The sequence below is a fragment of the Lentzea albidocapillata genome (genome assembly GCF_000719115.1).
Taxonomy (GTDB): domain Bacteria; phylum Actinomycetota; class Actinomycetes; order Mycobacteriales; family Pseudonocardiaceae; genus Lentzea; species Lentzea albidocapillata.
Map to the genome: position 1 here is coordinate 526,597 of NZ_JOEA01000014.1, position 16,060 is coordinate 542,656.

14 protein-coding genes are annotated in these 16,060 nt (G+C 69.1%); 7 read left to right on the forward strand and 7 right to left on the reverse strand.

What is annotated here, in order from left to right; all coding sequences use genetic code 11:
* Nucleotides 1–130: 130 nt before the first annotated feature.
* Nucleotides 131–1,573: a trypsin-like serine protease gene (locus IG04_RS0124100; RefSeq protein WP_245816064.1), complete on the forward strand. Its 1,443-nt coding sequence runs from the start codon at nt 131–133 to the stop codon at nt 1,571–1,573.
* Between the two features lie 189 nt (nt 1,574–1,762).
* On the forward strand, nt 1,763–2,983 hold the full coding sequence (locus IG04_RS0124105) for a glycoside hydrolase family 16 protein (protein WP_030478976.1): 1,221 nt from the start codon (nt 1,763–1,765) through the stop codon (nt 2,981–2,983).
* A 95-nt stretch (nt 2,984–3,078) separates the two neighbouring features.
* Here IG04_RS0124105 and IG04_RS0124110 read toward each other — a convergent pair whose 3' ends face one another.
* The 3 genes from IG04_RS0124110 to IG04_RS0124120 are packed head-to-tail and all read right to left on the reverse strand — an operon-like array spanning nt 3,079 to nt 4,964.
* The gene (locus IG04_RS0124110; protein WP_030478977.1) at nt 3,079–3,936 is read right to left on the reverse strand and encodes an ornithine cyclodeaminase family protein; all 858 of its coding nucleotides are present in this window, start codon (nt 3,934–3,936) and stop codon (nt 3,079–3,081) included.
* A gap of 25 nt (nt 3,937–3,961) precedes the next feature.
* Complete coding sequence (locus IG04_RS45495) at nt 3,962–4,123, reverse strand: DUF397 domain-containing protein (protein WP_084401077.1); 162 nt, start codon at nt 4,121–4,123, stop codon at nt 3,962–3,964.
* 10 nt (nt 4,124–4,133) lie between these two features.
* The gene (locus IG04_RS0124120; RefSeq protein ID WP_159460443.1) at nt 4,134–4,964 is read right to left on the reverse strand and encodes a DUF5753 domain-containing protein; all 831 of its coding nucleotides are present in this window, start codon (nt 4,962–4,964) and stop codon (nt 4,134–4,136) included.
* Here IG04_RS0124120 and IG04_RS45500 point away from each other — a divergent pair.
* Both IG04_RS45500 and IG04_RS0124125 read left to right on the forward strand, forming a co-directional pair.
* Nucleotides 4,963–5,280 (forward strand): HC3 family zinc finger protein, encoded by a 318-nt coding sequence (locus IG04_RS45500; RefSeq protein WP_144065296.1) that lies wholly within the window; start codon nt 4,963–4,965, stop codon nt 5,278–5,280. The genes IG04_RS0124120 and IG04_RS45500 overlap by 2 nt on opposite strands.
* The gene (locus IG04_RS0124125) at nt 5,262–5,513 is read left to right on the forward strand and encodes a hypothetical protein (RefSeq protein WP_143027901.1); all 252 of its coding nucleotides are present in this window, start codon (nt 5,262–5,264) and stop codon (nt 5,511–5,513) included. The genes IG04_RS45500 and IG04_RS0124125 overlap by 19 nt, the downstream gene beginning before the upstream one ends.
* Before the next feature lie 12 nt (nt 5,514–5,525).
* On the opposite strand, the gene IG04_RS0124130 is transcribed toward IG04_RS0124125, so the two are convergent.
* A complete protein-coding gene (locus IG04_RS0124130) occupies nt 5,526–5,909 on the reverse strand; it encodes a hypothetical protein (protein ID WP_030478980.1) in 384 nt (127 codons plus the stop codon).
* Between IG04_RS0124130 and IG04_RS0124135 the strand changes: the two genes are divergently transcribed.
* Complete coding sequence (locus IG04_RS0124135; RefSeq protein ID WP_030478981.1) at nt 5,886–6,914, forward strand: hypothetical protein; 1,029 nt, start codon at nt 5,886–5,888, stop codon at nt 6,912–6,914. The genes IG04_RS0124130 and IG04_RS0124135 overlap by 24 nt on opposite strands.
* Here the strand turns inward: IG04_RS0124135 and IG04_RS0124140 are convergent.
* Complete coding sequence (locus tag IG04_RS0124140; protein ID WP_030478982.1) at nt 6,880–9,756, reverse strand: ATP-binding protein; 2,877 nt, start codon at nt 9,754–9,756, stop codon at nt 6,880–6,882. The two genes, IG04_RS0124135 and IG04_RS0124140, sit on opposite strands and share 35 nt — an antisense overlap.
* Nucleotides 9,740–11,656 (reverse strand): hypothetical protein, encoded by a 1,917-nt coding sequence (locus IG04_RS0124145; RefSeq protein WP_051770546.1) that lies wholly within the window; start codon nt 11,654–11,656, stop codon nt 9,740–9,742. Before IG04_RS0124145 ends, IG04_RS0124140 begins: the two co-directional genes overlap by 17 nt.
* A gap of 82 nt (nt 11,657–11,738) precedes the next feature.
* Here IG04_RS0124145 and IG04_RS42825 point away from each other — a divergent pair, with 82 nt between their 5' ends.
* Nucleotides 11,739–12,053, forward strand: a complete 315-nt coding sequence (locus tag IG04_RS42825; protein ID WP_144065295.1) for a DUF4190 domain-containing protein — start codon at nt 11,739–11,741, stop codon at nt 12,051–12,053.
* Nucleotides 12,054–12,055: 2 nt separating this feature from the next.
* On the opposite strand, the gene IG04_RS0124155 is transcribed toward IG04_RS42825, so the two are convergent.
* Nucleotides 12,056–12,904, reverse strand: coding sequence for a DODA-type extradiol aromatic ring-opening family dioxygenase (locus tag IG04_RS0124155; RefSeq protein WP_051770548.1), 849 nt, complete (start codon nt 12,902–12,904; stop codon nt 12,056–12,058).
* Between the two features lie 23 nt (nt 12,905–12,927).
* On the opposite strand from IG04_RS0124155, the gene IG04_RS0124160 reads away from it, so the two are divergent.
* A complete protein-coding gene (locus tag IG04_RS0124160; RefSeq protein WP_030478985.1) occupies nt 12,928–16,026 on the forward strand; it encodes a phosphodiester glycosidase family protein in 3,099 nt (1,032 codons plus the stop codon).
* Nucleotides 16,027–16,060 lie beyond the last annotated feature (34 nt).

The window sequence follows — 16,060 nt, forward strand, 5'->3', positions numbered from 1 at the left end:
CCCAAAAGCTAAAGCCATTAGCCTACTGCGTCAAGCGGGGAGATTTCGTGAAGATCTTGCCGATCCCCGGCGGTGGCGGCCCCTGCGCCGATATGAAGGGCAGGTCACTCGCATCGGCAAGGAGAAAGCATTGCGTATAGCCAAGATCCTGGGGGCGGTCACCGCGAGCCTGCTGTTCGCGTCGACCGTCACGGCTGCACCGGCGACAGCCGGGCCGGCGTCGCACACCACGATCGACCCGAGCTCCGTGAAGGAGTCGATCGACTACCTGGTGCAGACCTACCGCGTCACCGAACGCGAAGCGCTGCGGAGACTCGAGCTCCAGAACGACGCGGCCAAGCTCGAAGCGACGCTGCGGAAAGAGGCCGCCGGTGAGTACGGCGGCATGTGGCTCGACCAGCAGACCGGTGAGCTCGTCGTCGCGATGACGAAGCCCGCCGCCGCCCAGCGGCAGATCGCCGCCATGCCCGACCGCGCCAACGTCGAGGTCCGCACGGTCAAGCACTCCCTGGCCTCGCTGAAGTCGGCGCACGACCGGATCAGCAGGCAGGTCGGCGCCGGCGCCGAGTCGGTGTACCTGCCCGCCATCAGCACGACCGAGAACCGCGTCGTCGTCTGGGAACGCGCGTGGCTCAGGGAGAACAAGGTCGGGGCGGCCGCGCAGGCGGAGATCCGCACCTTCGACGCCGACCCCGGCATGGTCTCGGCCCGCGTTCTGCGCGAGCCCACCCCGTACTCGGCCGACCCGGTCGACTGGGGCTTCTGCCACCCGCTCTACTGCACGAACTACGGCCCCATGCGCGGCGGCCTGCGCCTGGACATGAGGCGTGACAACGGCACCACCGGCGGCTGCACGAGCGGCTTCAACCTGCGCACGACCGGCGGCGCGTTCCCCGGTGTGCCGTGGGTGCTGACCGCGGGCCACTGCATGGCCACCAAGACGAACAACGTGCCGACGCAGCACAACCGCCAGGTGGTCCTGAACCAGCACGGCATCGAGAAGAACTCCTACCCGTACGACTACGCCGCCGTGCGCTACGTCGACGCGGCCACCGCCACCACGTGGCTGGAAGGCCAGACCAACCGCAACACGGTGCTCAAGTACTGCCGCAACGGTGGCCTGGACAGCAACGGCGACACCCCGTGCGGTCCGCAGGTGACGTCGCAGAACCAGGAGATCACCTCGGTCACCCCGCTGTCCGGGATCCTGACCGGTGCGATCGTCTGCGCCAGCGGGTCCGGGTCGAGCGCGGTGAACTACCCGGACTCCTTCGACAGCGGCGCCGGTGAGGGCTACCTCGTCGGCACCCGGTGCGGCCGGGTCCTCTCGACCGACGTCGGCATCAACACCGACGTGTGCGCGCGGAACGGTGACAGCGGCGGCCCGCTGTTCAGCCAGGTCACCAAGGCGGGACTGGGCATCCTCAACGGCAGCCAGCAGGCCCGCAGCGGCGCCTGCCAACTGGGCGAGCTGAACAACTACGCCCCGCTCTCGACGATCCTCGAGGACCTCAGCGCCCGCCAGGCGAGCGGCGGGTCGGTCTTCAACGTCATCACCACCCCGCAGGGCTGATCCCTGTCGCCTGGAAGACCGGTTTTTCGGTCTTCCAGGCGACAGCGCCGCTGGCAGAGCGCTTGATCCCTTGAGAGCGCTCTCATCTGACAAATTCGTGAAAACCTTTACACGTTGACCATGGGTCACGTCGCGACAACACTTCCGAACCACTGGGCGCCCAACTCAACACCCGGAAAGGTCGGTTCGATGCAGCGACGCATCGGGACGGCCCTCGCCGCCGCCTTGATGGTGGCCGCAGGGATCACCGTCGCCACCACCAGCCAAGCTCCCCCTGCCAACGCGGCGGTGACCTGGGCCGACGAATTCAACGCTCCCGCCGGCACCGGTGTCGACGGCGGCAAGTGGAACATGGAAGTGGGCAACAACAACGGCAACAACAGGGAACACCAGTGGTACCAGTCGGGTACCTCGAACGCGGCGCACGACGGCCAGGGCAACCTCGTCATCACCGCGAAGAAGGAGAACCCCGGCAACTACAACTGCTGGTACGGCCGGTGTCAGTACACGTCCGCGCGCATCAACACCGCGAACAAGTTCACCCAGACCTACGGCAGGTTCGAAGCGCGCATGAAGATGCCGCGCGGCAAGGGAATCTGGCCCGCGTTCTGGATGCTCGGCGCTGACATCAACACCGGTAACCCGTGGCCGGGTTCCGGTGAGATCGACATCATGGAGTTCCTGGGACACCAGACGAACACCGTGTACGGCACGATCCACGGCCCCGGTTACTCCGGTGCCGGTGGCAAGTCCCACGCCTACAACGGCCCGAACTTCTCCGACGGTTTCCACAACTTCGCGGTGGACTGGAAGCCAGGCGAGATCACGTGGTCGGTGGACGGCAACGTCTACGCCCGCAACACCCCCACTGATGTCAACGGCAACCCGTGGGTGTTCAACAAGCCGTTCTTCATCATCATCAACCTCGCGGTCGGTGGTGAGTGGCCGGGCTACCCGGACGCCAGCACGACGTTCCCGCAGCAGCTCGTGATCGACTGGGTCCGCGCCTCCAACGACAGCACCCCCATCGGTGGTGGCTCGGAGATCCGCGGCATCGGCGGCAAGTGCCTCGACGTGCCCTGGGCGAACACCGCCAACGGCACGCCCATCCAGATCGTCGGCTGCAACGGCAACGCCGCCCAGAAGTGGAGCCGTCCCGGTGACGGCACCATCCGCGCGCTGGGCAAGTGCCTCGACGTCAGCGGTAGCCGTACCGCGAACGGCACGGTGGTCCAGCTATGGGACTGCAACGGCACGGGTGCCCAGCAATGGGCTGTCAGCGGGGCTCGGGACATCGTGAACCCGCAGGCCAACAAGTGTCTGGACACCGTGGGAGGTTCCTCGGCCGACGGTACAAGAACCCACATCTGGGACTGCCTCGGCGTAGCCAGCCAGAAGTGGCAGGTCTGAGGTCTCTCCCCGTCCGGTTGCGCATGGCCTGACAGGGAGATCCGAGAGCGCTGGACGTGAACCCCCGCGGCGGAGGGTCCACGTCCAGCGCTTTTCTACACCAGAAGCCTTGCGACAGCCCAGTCCTGCACCGCGACGCCGACCGACTTGAACACCGTCCGGCCTTCGCGCAGCGGTGGGTTCCCCAGCGCCGCACCGAGTTCGACGAGCGACTCCAGCCTGAGCACGCCGGACTGAACCGCGCGGATGATCTCGCCGGCCTCGCTCAGCGCCGCCTCGACCTGGTCCACCACCACGACTCCGGCGGTCGCCAGCAGTTCCTCGGGCAGCTCGCGCATCACCGGCCGATACGACCCGATGGCGTTGACGTGCACGCGTTCCTTGAGCGAGTCGCACCGGAACAGCGGCACGGTCGACGCCGTCGCACAGCACACGACGTCCGCGTCCCGCACGGCTTCGTCCGCATCGTTCGCCACGTCCATGACCGTGTCCGGCAGCTCGTCCTTCAGGCTCTCCAGCAACGCCTCGGCCTTCTTGGCGTTCCGGTTGAACACGACGAGCTTCTTCAACGGCCGCACCGCGTGCACGGCCCTGACCTGGTCCACGGCCTGCGCCCCGGCACCCAGCAACGCCAGGTGCGACGCGTCCTCGTCCGCCAGCAGATCCGTTGCCACACCGACGACAGCACCCGTGCGCAGGGTCGTGAGCGACACCGCGTCCGTGACGAACTGGCCGTCCGAGTGCGAGTACACGACCGTGCCCGTGATCATCGGATCCCGTTCGACCTCGATGCTGATCACCTTGACCGCCGTCGACCCCGTGGGCCGGTGGTGCACGGCCATGACGAGCGACCGGCTGTCGCCGAACGCCTGCCGCGGCGGCAGGTCGAACTCCTCCGCGGCCAGCCCGACGAACGCTTCTCGCACGGCCTTGATCGCTGCGGGCATCGTCATGGTTCGGATGGTAACGACCTGCCGGTCAGTGCTTCCGCGTGACGCCCGCCAGGAACGCGGTCCACGCGGCGGCGCCCACCTCGACGTGGGCGGCGGGCGCCTTGCTGTCCCGGATGCCGATGCCGATGGCGACCTCAACGCAGTCACTTGCGTTCGCGCTGTAGCTGCTCTTGCGCCATTCGGCCATGTGCGTCTCCTCAACCGGCGATGTCCTTGATCAGACTCCTCGATTGTTCCTCGTCCAACGCCGTCCGGGCGAGTGATTCGACCACCGCGTCGTAGCTCTTGATGGGCAGCGGCGCCTCGATGATCAGGCTGGCGTTCTCGCTCTCCACGAACACCACCGGCTCGATCTTGTGGAACCGCAGCAGGCTGAACGGTCCCGAATGCCCGGCGTGTGCGCCCAGCGACGTCGGAATGACCCTGATCACGACATACGGCCGCATCGACACCTTCTCCAGGTGCTGCAACTGGGCCCGCATGACCTCTTCGCCACCGACCGGCGTCCTGAGCACGGACTCGTGGATGTAGAAGGTCGCCTTCAACCCCGGCCGGAGCGCCTCCTTGCGCATCGCCCGCGCCGCGACGCGCTCACCCACCTCGTCTTCCGGCACGTTCGCATTCGCCTCGACCACTGCTCGCGTGTAGTCGGGAATCTGCAACATGCCGTGTACAACCAACGGCTGCCAGCTCACGAGGGTCTTCGCGATCGCCTCGTGCTGGACGAGTGTGCGCGGCAGGATCGGCTCGGCGGCCCCGTGTTCCTGGAGCCACCCCTTGACGTTCGTCGCGCGGAACAGCTTCATCAAATGTTCCCGCTCCGGCGACGGCGTCCGGCACACACCCAGCAGGAGCGCAAGTTCCAGTTCGGTGGCACCGCCCTTGCCATTGATCAGGTCGGAGAGCTTGGCTTCCTGCCAGTCGGCGAGTTCGGCGACCTTGCGCGAGGTCATGCCCGTGGCGGCAATGGCCGCGCGAAGCCCGTCACCGAACTCCCGGCCCCTTGCAGTGGAGAATCTTTTCGGCATGACTAGGACCGTAACCCCATTCCTGGGGCCTCCAGAACATTCGGAGCCAACACAACCCAAAAGGGCGTTAGCTTGGAGCTCATCCAAGCTGCAGAATAATCCTGTGAGATTTCGATGGACGCCCCACGAAGGGCGGCGACATGCCATCTCCGAGGAGCCGGCCAGGGGGCGGCTCCTCGAGACACTATGCGGTAGTCCCTTTGTGCCACAAGAGCTCGACCTGTGGTCGAACAAGAACGTGTGGCCCACGTGCTGGGACTGCGACGGCATCTGGCGAGAGAGCGAGGGGATCCTGCCATGGCCGCGGAAATCCTGACGGAAGACCTATTGCGCGTATCTCTTCAGCGCCTCTCGCGTGAGGTGGTGAAGACTTATCCACAGTTCGGTGAGTTGCTCGCGCAGAACATGTTGCGCACGTGCGGCCTGATTCCGGACCTGGAACGCGCCGAGCACTATCGCGAGCTCGGAACGTTGCTCACCGACCTCGGCCGCCTTTACCTGGCCGAGGCCGACATGCTCTCCACGGTGGACGGGTCACCACCTGGCTGAGCGGCCATGTCGTCAACGCGAGGTGTCGTCATCCTCGGGAGGAGGCAGTTCAGCGCCCGATCCCCGCTTGCCGGGGGTCTCGGCGGCGTCGTCGCCGGCCAGGCGCTTCTTCAGCCCGTCGATCCAGCCCTCAACGATGATCTTCGTACCTTCGAAGCCGTCCCTCATATAGGTCGAGACCGCATCGCTGACCGGCGCACCGCTGTCGCCGAGTTCGTTCACCGCCTTGATGAACTGCGAGGCGAGTTCTTCGATGCCCTTGATGGCGGCCTCGGTCGCACCGTCCTTGGCTTCGTCGTTCGTCTTGAACCTGTCGATGTAGTCCTCGACGTTGCCCTTCTGGTCCGCGACGGAGTCCTTGAAGTCCTGGCCTTGGCGCTCGACCTGGTCGTACATGTCCTGGGACCGCTGCTTGAAGTCCTCGCTCTGCCGGTCGCCCTGGCTGTCCTCGGCCTGGGCCTGCTGCTCGGTCTCCGACTCCTGCTGCTCGGATTCCTTCTGCTCGGCCTCCTGCTGCTGGGCGTCCTCTTCCTGCGCCTGCTCCTGCTCCCGCTGCGCGTCCTCTTCCTGCCGAGCCTCGGACTCCGCAGCAGCCTCTTCCTGGCGCGCCTCGGACTCTTCCGCGGTTTCCTCCTGACGGACCTCGGAGTCCTTTGCGGTCTCTTCCTGACGCGCCTCGGAGTCCTCCGCCGTCTGTTCCTGACGCGCCTCCGAGTCGTCCGCAACCTCTTCCTGACGCGCCTCCGAGTCCTCCGCCGTCTCTTCCTGACGGACCTCGGAGTCCTCCGCGGTTTCCTCCTGACGCGCCTCGGAATCCTCCGCCGTCTGTTCCTGACGCGCCTCCGAGTCGTCCGCAACCTCTTCCTGGCGCGCCTCGGAGTCGTCTGCGGTCTCTTCCTGACGCGCCTCGGAGTCCTCCGCGGTTTCTTCCTGACGGACCTCGGATTCTTCCGCCGTCTGTTCCTGACGCGTCTCCGAGTCGTCCGCCGTCTCCTCCTGACGGACCTCGGAATCCTCCGCCGTCTGTTCCTGACGCGTCTCCGAGTCGTCCGCCGTCTCCTCCTGACGGACCTCGGAATCCTCCGCCGTCTGTTCCTGACGCGCCTCCCGTCATCGGCCTGCTCGGCCGAAGCGGGCGCGGCCTCGGCACTCTCGACGTTCTCCACCTCGTCGTCCCCGGCTTCCTGCACCCCGTCGCCCTCATCGCCCTCGCCGGACTCCCCGGACTCCGCCGAGCCGGCTTCCGAACCCGCCGCGGGCTCCTCGTCTTCCTGGACCCCGTCCGCGTTCGACTCCTCCTCAGACCCCTGCGACGTCTCGGACGTCTCCGGGGTCTCGGGCGGCGTGGGAGTCTCGCTGGTCTCGCTCACGGTGCGCCCTTCGAGTTGTCCGTGCTCTTGATCGTCAGCACTGCCGGGGCCCATCCGGTGCGGAGGCGGAGAAAGGCGGAGGCCTGCCGGAAGCGCTGCAGCGGGTCGGTCGCGGCGCTCAGCCTCTCCACCGCGACGTCGATCGCCGCCGGGGTGGCTGTTCCGCGGGCGGTGACCTTGCCGCCGCGACTGCCTTCCGGGCGTGCCTTCAGGTCGGCGAGCTGCTCGGCGCGCGTGCGGCCGCTCACGACGAGGCCCCTGGCCGCCCAGGCGGCGGTGTCGGGGTGCGGTGCCGCATCGGGCACGACAGCGGGCTTCAGGGCGCGCTGCACGTCGTACCAGCGGTAGGGGCCGGACTGCCAGCGGAACTCGCTGCCGTCGCAACCGTGTGGCGAACCGGAGAGCGTGCGGCGTGCGCTCTCCATGAGATGCGTGATGAGCTCTTCGGCCGAGTTGTGGGTGGTGACGATCGCGTAGCGGGAGTCGACTGCGGCCTGCACGCGGTGCGCGAGAGCGCAGTCGAGCGTTCGCGGGTCGAGTGCGCGCAGGGTCGCGAGCCAGGCCGGATCCGGGTCCGGGGCGGGGCGGCCGGTCAGATGAGCCACCGTGAGCAGTTCGATCCACAGCACCAGGCGTGCGTCCTCGTCGGCCCGGTAGACCGCGTCGCCGAGCTCGGCCAGCGTGCACGGCCGGGCGGAGCACAACTGTCCACACGCGACACTGCGCAGGCCGGCGAGGACCGGCTCCTTCGACACCGGCGACGCGTCCTCGGCACTTTCGTTCAACGGCACCAGCACTCGCAGTGGCCGGTCCATGCCGTCGGTGAACACGGCCGCCCGGCCCGGCGGCAGGGTGACGACGTGCCGGGACTGCGCCTCGCTGAGGTTCATCGTCGCGCCGACCGCTTCCCGGTCGTCGGCGGCGGGGAGGCGGTGCAGGATCTTGCACGCCGTGTTCTTCACGACGTCGGGCACGATCTTGCCGGGGATCTGCTCGGCGACGATGATGCCCTCGCCGTACGCGCGGATCTCGGCGAGCAGTGAGGTGAACAGCTCCACCGCGTGCTCGGTCTGGCTGCCCGGTTCGGCGCGTTTGAGCAGCCGGTGCGCCTCCTCCAGCACCAGCACGTGCTTCAGGCCGCGCGCACCGGGCTGGTGGTTCACCCGCAGGTGCTCGAACAACCGGATCAGCACCGCGCCGATGAAGAACGCCTTGTCCACATCGGACCCGATGTCCTCGATCTCCAGCACCACGTTGCCGCGCAGCAACGCGGCGATGTCGAGCGGGTGGCCGCCTTCGAAGAAGCGGCCGGGCGTGCCGAGGCGCAACGACCCGATGCGCACGTCGACGAAGCCGCGGATGTTGTCCGCGACCTCCCGGCCGTACCCGATCTTGTTCACGACCTCGACGGCCGCGGTCTGCAGATCCCCGAGCCCCGGGTACTTCACCGGTCCCACCCGGCCGCGCGGCACGCCTGTCACCGGGTCCCAGCCGTAGCCGGTGTAGCAGCGCGTCAACGCCTGCGCGAGCACCTGGGGAAACGGCTCGTCGGCGTCGAACGCGGCCAGGAACAGCGCGCGGGTGAGGTCGAGGTGGGTCTGCAACGGGAATCCGGCGACCGGTTCCAGGGGGTTCAGCCCCGCCGGGTAGGCGTGGGGGTCGCCGGGACGGATCACGGTCACCCTGCCGCGGTCGCCCAGCCTGCCCGCCATCGCGGCGTACTCGGCCTTCGCGGGTTCGATCACGAGCCAGGGCACGCCCGCGTCGTTCAGCCCCTCCAGGAGGGTCCTGACGGTCTGGGACTTGCCGGAACCGGTGGCACCGGCGACGAAGGTGTGCCGGTTGATCGTGTCCAGCGCCACCCGGTACTCCCCGACCGGCTGGTCGGCGTCGTCGAGCACCAGTCCCAGCGGCACGTCCCCGGCGACCTCCGGGGTGACGTCGAACAGCGGCGGTTCGACCACGCGGATGCCCGGCAGTTCGCGGCGCGGCGGACGGGCGAGGGCCGCCACCAGCTCGGCGGTGGCGGAGAAGGGCGAGCTCAGTTCGCCGTTCTTGCCCCGGTCGCGCCAGACGCCGGCGAAGTCGCCGCAGTCCTGTCCCGGGGTCAGGACGTACGGCAGGACGTCCAGATCGCTGGCGCCGCACAGCAACGCGGCCGCGGTGCGTGTGCTCACGTCGTCGGGGCCGCCGACCAGCACATGCACCGCCCACATGCCGACGGCCTGAGCACGGGACAGTTCCCGATAGCGCGCTTCGGCCCGCAGCAACGCGATCCGGTCGGGTTCCGAGTTCTCCCGCTGCCTCAGGCGGGGCATCGTCGTCTCCAGGCCGAGCAGCTCGCGTTCGACGGTCTCCGCCGGCAGCGGTTCCGCCACGACGAGCCAGACGAACTCCCCCGGCAGGTGCGTGACGTAGTCGTCGAAGCCGCCCCTGCCCGGCGCGGCGGAACCGGCCTGGGGTGTCCACAGCGGATCCGGCCCGCCGGCGCAGCGGGTCCACGAGCTCAGGCCCGCCCACCGCTCACCGAGCTCCGCGACCGGCACGACCTCGCCGAGACTGCCCGGCGGGTAGAGCAACGGCACGCCGGTGTCCGCGCCGGAGCGGACCACCGGCGAGTACGGACGTCCGCCGACGAGGATCCGCAGACCGCGTCCCTCCCGCGGCCGTTCCCACGCCACCGCGAACGCCGCGTCGGTCCGGCCGCGCAGTCCCGCGTGCGCCGCGGTCAGGGCGGCGAACAGCTGCGCCGGTGCGCGACCGCCCGACTCGTCCGGGCGGTCCGCCATCGTGGCCATGTCGTCGCCGCGGGGGACGACGGTCATGCGGTGGAAGACGAAGCCGTCGAGCACCTGCTCAGGAGACCCGTGCATCAAGGGCCACCCGGTCGAGGAGCACGATCCCGGGATTGCAGTCGCCGAGGACGACCCTGCGCCCGGTGGGGCCGGTCTCCACCATGACGAACGCCGTGGGCGCGAGACCCTGCAGCGTCGTCGGCTCCACCGCGAACTCGTAGACGCGGGCGTCGGTCCGTCCGACGGTCTGCGACTTGGCCTCCGACCTGCTGCGCGTGTCCGACCAGTTCGACTCCCTGGTCTCGGCCCTGCTGCTGGTCGTCGACCACGAACTGCCCGACGACGAGTTGCCACCGTTGGGAGACCAGGAACTGCTGGAGCTGCCACCCGAGCTGTGGCCCCGGCTGGTGGTGACGCCTTCCGAGCCGCCGTCGGTCTGCGAAGTGCCCTCGGTGAGGGTCTTGCCGATCTGTTCGGTCAGCTGCGACATCACGAACTTGTGCCCTCGGCCGATGAACTCCGCGGCGGCCGCGGCCTCCTCGCCGTTGCCCAGCTGCATGAGGAGGGTGGCGGTGCCGCCGGCGCCGAGGAGCTTGCGCAGGTCGTCCCGCAGGTGCTGGATCAGGAAGATCAGCCGCACGCCGGACCGCCGGGCCTGCCTGGCCATCGCCTCGAGCGCTTCCAGGCCGATCTGGTCGGCGCCCGCGACGACCAGCGTCTCGCGCCCAGTCACCTGCCGCGAGTGCAGTTCCTGCAGGGCCCGGTGGAACACGACGTGGTCGAGGAACCGCCGGTGCCTGCCGGTCCGGGCCTTGGTCGCGATCATCGCCAGGCCGCGCACCGGCCACACCGCGCCGAAGCCGGTGGAAACTGCCGGGGCCGCGTCCGCGTCCTGTTCGGCACGCGCCAGCGAGCGCAGTTCCCCTTCCAGGGACTGGAGTTCGTTGCGCACCTGGTCGGTGTTGCCGACGGTGTCGACGTACGAGTTGAGCTTGCGCAGCTCGTCCGCCGCGAGCGTCTCGTCCGAGCCGGCGTCGTAGACGCGGCGCAGCACCTGCAGGCCGGCGACCAGCTTGGTGAACGTGATCGGCTCGGACAGTCGCTCGGCGATCGCCGTCAGCAGGTCGATGTGCAGGCCGCGCAGGTCCGCCGCCATCGCCGAGCGGTTGAGGTTGTGCATGGACTCGGCCAGCACCTCGGCCAGTTCCGCGGGATCGAGTCCGGCCAGCAGGCCGAGCCGCGTGAGGTCGCGGGGCGCCTCGTGGGCGTGGACCTCGTAGCCCTGGCGCGCGGCGGCGTGCGTGAGGTTCTCGCCGACGAACATGTCGGTGAAGTCCAGCAGCAGCATCGACGACCCGGACGCGAGCTGGGCGGCACCGATCGTGGTGAGCAGGCTCGCCCACCCGTCCTCGGTGCCGCCGAAGACGTCGATCCGGCTCGGCCTCGACGTGAGCCGCAGCGGGTGCCACAGCATCGCCGTCAGGAACCGTTCGGCTTCCCGGCGGTTGTGTTCCTCGATGCGGGCGCGCCACGCCGCGTAGGCGTCGTTGTAGCCCTGGACGGCGCCGTTGTACTCGGCGTCGTAGCGCCGCTTCATCACGCTGAAGCGGCGCCTGGTGCGGAAGAACGTGAAGAACGCGAGCACCACGCCCGCGATCAGCACGATCCACGTGGCCCACTGCACCAGCGCGGGCATGGCCGCCTCGGTCGGCTTGAGCACCGAGCCCGTCAGCGCCACCGCGAAGAACGTCACGACGAGCCAGCCGATCAACGCGAGCCAGGCCTTCTTGCTGCGTTTCTGCTGGAGCAGGTAGTCGTGAGGGGCGTACACCTGTTCGGCCACCGGTTCGTGGGCCGCCTCCGGGCTGATCGCGGGCAGCGCGGGAGCGGTGAACTCCCAGCCCCACCTCTCCTGGCCGCTGAACAGCCGCTGCCACATCTCGTTGGTCCCGGCCACGACGACGTCCTGCCCCTGCACAAGCCCTCCCCAGTACGCTCTGAAGATCGAGCATCAACGATTGTGCCGGACGGCCTAGCGCGCTGTGACACAATCGCGAACTGTGTCGGTCAATTCATCGGGGGAACCGCCGCAAGGACCCAACCCGCCCGCGTACCTGCAGATGGAGCAGGCGCCTCCGCAGCAGTACACGGGGCCTGGGCGCAATGGCTGGGCGGTCGCCTGCTTCGTCTGCGGCCTGGTCGGAATCCTGGGCTTCCCGATCATGCTGTGCTGGATCTTCGGCTTCATCGCGCTGGTCCAGATCACGCGGACCGGCCAGACGGGTCGTCTCCTGGTGCGCCTCGGGTTCTCGGCGTCCGGCATCTGGATCCTGATCATCATCGCCAAGGCCGCACAGCTGACCCCGACGCTCTGACCTCACCTCTCCGACATCACGACCGCGCGGCCGCTGGTGTCGAACTCGTGCGCCAGGGTCACCAGCGGCTGACCGCCCGCGGCCCAGGCGGCCGTCCAGGTGAGGCATTCGGCGGCGCCGTTGCCGCCGCGCTCGACCAGGTCGGTGCCGATCTCGTCGAGCCAGTCCCACGACGTGCCACCGATGCCGGCCAGGAATGCCTCGTCCCAGGTGCGCACGAGCTCGCGAACGGTTCCCTCACGCCGTGCGCGCTCGTTGACGTCCTTGATCCACGCCTGGCGCTCCTCCTCCGTCAGCACCGCCCCGGTCTCGGGCTCGCGGAACCCCGGCAGGTCGTGCGCCAGCCCACCCGAGCCGACGTAGAGCACGCGGCGGTCGGCGAAGAACTCCCCGACGCGACGTCCGAGAGACGCCGCGCGGCGGAAGGTCGCGTGCGGAGGGGAGGCGCAGTTGACGAAGATCGGCAGCACGGGCTTCGCGGAGATCGAGCCCAGCAGGTCGCGGGTCGTGTGGCCGAACGCGTGGTCCAGCGCGGCCTCGTAGGCCGTGGCGACGTCGAACTCACCGGCCACGAGGTCGGCCACGAGCGAGCGGCCCAGAGCCGAGGGGACGTCGTAGGAGCCGATCGGGCCGGCGACGTCACCCTGGGCGGTGGCCTCCAGGACGACGGCGAAGGTGGGGACCACGGAGCGGAAGGCGCGGCGGTGGTCGGTGCCGAAGAAGACGACGAGCTCCGGGTCGAACGCCGCGACGGCGTCCCTGGCCGTCGCGATCGCCTCGCGGACCGGGCCGAAAGGCGCGCTGGGCAGGGTGATCAGGTGCGAGGCGCAGACCGTTAGGCGGTTCTTCACCGGGCCAGTCTAGGTTCCGGCGCGTGACGAGACGTGCACTTGCCGTGATCATCGCCGCCGCCCTCCTTGCGCCCGTTTCCCCAGCGCACGCCGACTCCCCCGGACGCGTCGAGACCGAGCGGGTCGAAAGACCCGTCGCTCCTGGCGTCACGCTCAGCTCGTTCGACTGGTACCGGCCCGACGGCTGGGTTCGCGGGGACACGCTGGCCGTCGACCTCACAAAGGCGCAGGTCGGGTACGTCGATCCCGGCACCGTCTCGCAGGCGGTTCCGCTCTCGCAGCAGACCGCGAGAGCCGTCGCGGCGATCAACGGCGACTTCTTCGACATCAACAACAGCAACGCGCCGGAGGGCGTCGGCATCCAGGACGGCCGCCTGAGGAAGTCCGGCGAGGGCCGGGCGATCGGCATCGACGCGGCCGGCGTCGGGAGCGTCATGGAGACGTTCTTCGAGGGCACGCTCAACGGCACGCACGAGCTGACACAGCTCAACAGCTCGCGGATCGACGTTGACGGCATCGGTGTCTTCAACTCGTTGTGGGGCACGTACAGCAGAGCGCGCGCTACGCAAGGTGCGGCCAACACGGCCGAAGTGATCGTCAAGGACGACGTTGTTCAATCGGTCGGCAGCCCGAGCGACCGGCCTGTCGAGGGATACGCGCTGGTCGGCCGCGACAAGGGGGCCGACATCCTCAAGGCTCTGAAGCCGGGCGACAGAGCAGAGGTCAGCTACCAGAGCCGCACCAGCGACGGCAGCAAGCCGAAGACCGCCATCGGCGGGCGGCAGTTGCTGGTCGAGAACGGCCGGAACGTCGCGCCGGCGGCCCCGCTGCACCCGCGCACCGCGGTCGGGTTCTCGCAGGACGGCAAGAAGATGTACATGCTCACCGTCGACGGACGGCAGAGTGCCTACCTGCAGGGCCTGGACCTGGACGACCTCGCCGACGCGATGATCGAGCTCGGCGCGCACAACGCGCTCAACCTCGACGGCGGCGGTTCGTCGACCATGCTCGCCCGCGAGCCCGGCACCACGGAACTGAAGGTCGTCAACACGCCCTCGGACGGCGGCGAGCGCCCGGTCCCGAACGGCCTCGCGCTCTACGCCCCCACCGGCACCGGCAAGCTCGTCGGCTTCGACGTCGAGGCCGCGAGCACCCGCGTCTTCCCCGGCATGACCCGCCGGCTGACGGTGCGCGGCCACGACGAGACATTCGGACCGGCGAGCGACGCGCACCTCTCGCGCGCGACGGGCGGCTGGGCCATCGGCGACACCTTCCACGCCGCACCTCACTCGGGGCCCGCGAGCTTCACCGCCTTCAAGGGCCTCACGACCAGGACCACGCGGCTGACCGTGCTGGGCAGGCTCACGCGGATCGCCCCGGCCGAAACCCGGATCAGCCTGACCGAGCACGAGCGCAAGCCGTTGCGGATCAACGGTTTCGACGCCAAGGGCTTCAGCGCGCCGATCGAACGCGCCGACCTCGACCTCAGCTACGACCGGAGGATCATCGAGGTCACCCCTGACCTCCAGGTCAGGGCGCTGAGCATCGGCGCGACTACGATCAGGGCACGCGCCCAGGGCAGGGAGACGCACGTGGCGGTCACCGTCGGGGTGACGGACCAGCCGCTCGCCACGTTCGATGACGCTCCACAGTGGACGTTCGGCTCCGCCCGCGCGACCGGGAAGGTGGAACCGGCACCGGACGGCCACACCGGCGCGGGTCTGAGGCTCAGCTACGACTTCACCCAGTCGACCGGCACGCGCACCGCCTACGCCGTTCCGCCGAAGCCGATCCGGGTCGACGGGCAACCCCTGTCACTCGCCGCCCAGGTCCACGGCAGCGGCCAGGGCGAGTGGACGGCGTTCACCGTCACGGACTCGACGGGTCAGTCACGGTCGCTCTACGGCCCCCACGTCACCTTGCACGGCTGGCAGCGGATCGAGGTCGCGGTGCCGCCGGAGCTGAAGTTCCCGGTCCAGGTCACCAGGTTCACCGCGATCGAGACCAAGGCCGGTCGGTCCTACCGCGGCGAGGTGGTCGTGGACGACATCGTCGCGAGAGTGCCACCGGCGGTGACCCTGCCACCCGTCCCGGACCTGCGCGAGGACGTGATCGGCCCGGCGCGGGGCTGGAAGTTCGCGGTCATGTCCGACGCCCAGTTCGTGGCCCGCGCCCCGGACAGCGACCTGGTCAGATCCGCCCGCCGCACCCTTCGGGAGATCAGGGCGTCCGGCGCCGAGTTCGTCGTGGTCAACGGCGACCTCGTGGACGAGGCGGCACCGGAGGATCTCAAGCTCGCCCGCCGGGTCCTGACCGAGGAGCTCGGCGACTTCCCCTGGTACTACGTGCCGGGCAACCACGAGATCATGGGTCCGGGCACGATCGACAACTTCCGCCGCGAGTTCGGCGTCACGAACCGCACGTTCGACCACAGGGGCACCAGGTTCGTGCTGCTCGACTCGTCGACCGGCACGATCAGGGGCGGCGGCTTCGAGCAGATGGAGATGCTCCGCAACGCGTTGCGCACCGCCGAAGGCCAAGCCGTCGTGCTGATGCACCACCCGCCGCGCGATCCGACGCCCGCGCGCACGAGCCAGCTCGACGACCGCCTGGAAGCGTCCTATCTCGAGCGGTTGCTGTCCGAACGGGACCGACCCACGGCCTTCATCGGCGGGCACGTCGGCGGGTTCTTCGCGTCCACTGTGGACGGCGTCCCGTACGTGATCAACGGTAACTCCGGCAAGGCACCCGCGGAGCCGGGCGGGTTCACCGGCTGGACGCTGGTCGGTGTCGGCGAGGACGGCCTCAAGGCCGAGATCCGGCCGCACGTGGACGCGCTCCAGGTCCGGGTTCCGGCGACGCTGCGGCCCGGCGCGACGGAAACGGTTGCGGCGACGGTGAAACAGGGTGCCCGGTCGGTGCCGGTCCGCTATCCGATGAGCGCGGTGTGGGAAGGGTCACGTGGTTTGCACGTGGGCACCGGGAGCGGAGTCCGGCCGTGGCACGTCGCCTGGCTCGAACCGGACACCGGCGTCCTCACGGGCATAAGGCCAGGTCAGGCCAAGATCACGGTCACCGTGAACGGCGCGACGAGCAGCGCGGACGTGCACGTGAGCCCGTAAGAGTTGTCTTGACCTGGTCTGAGTGAGTGCGGTG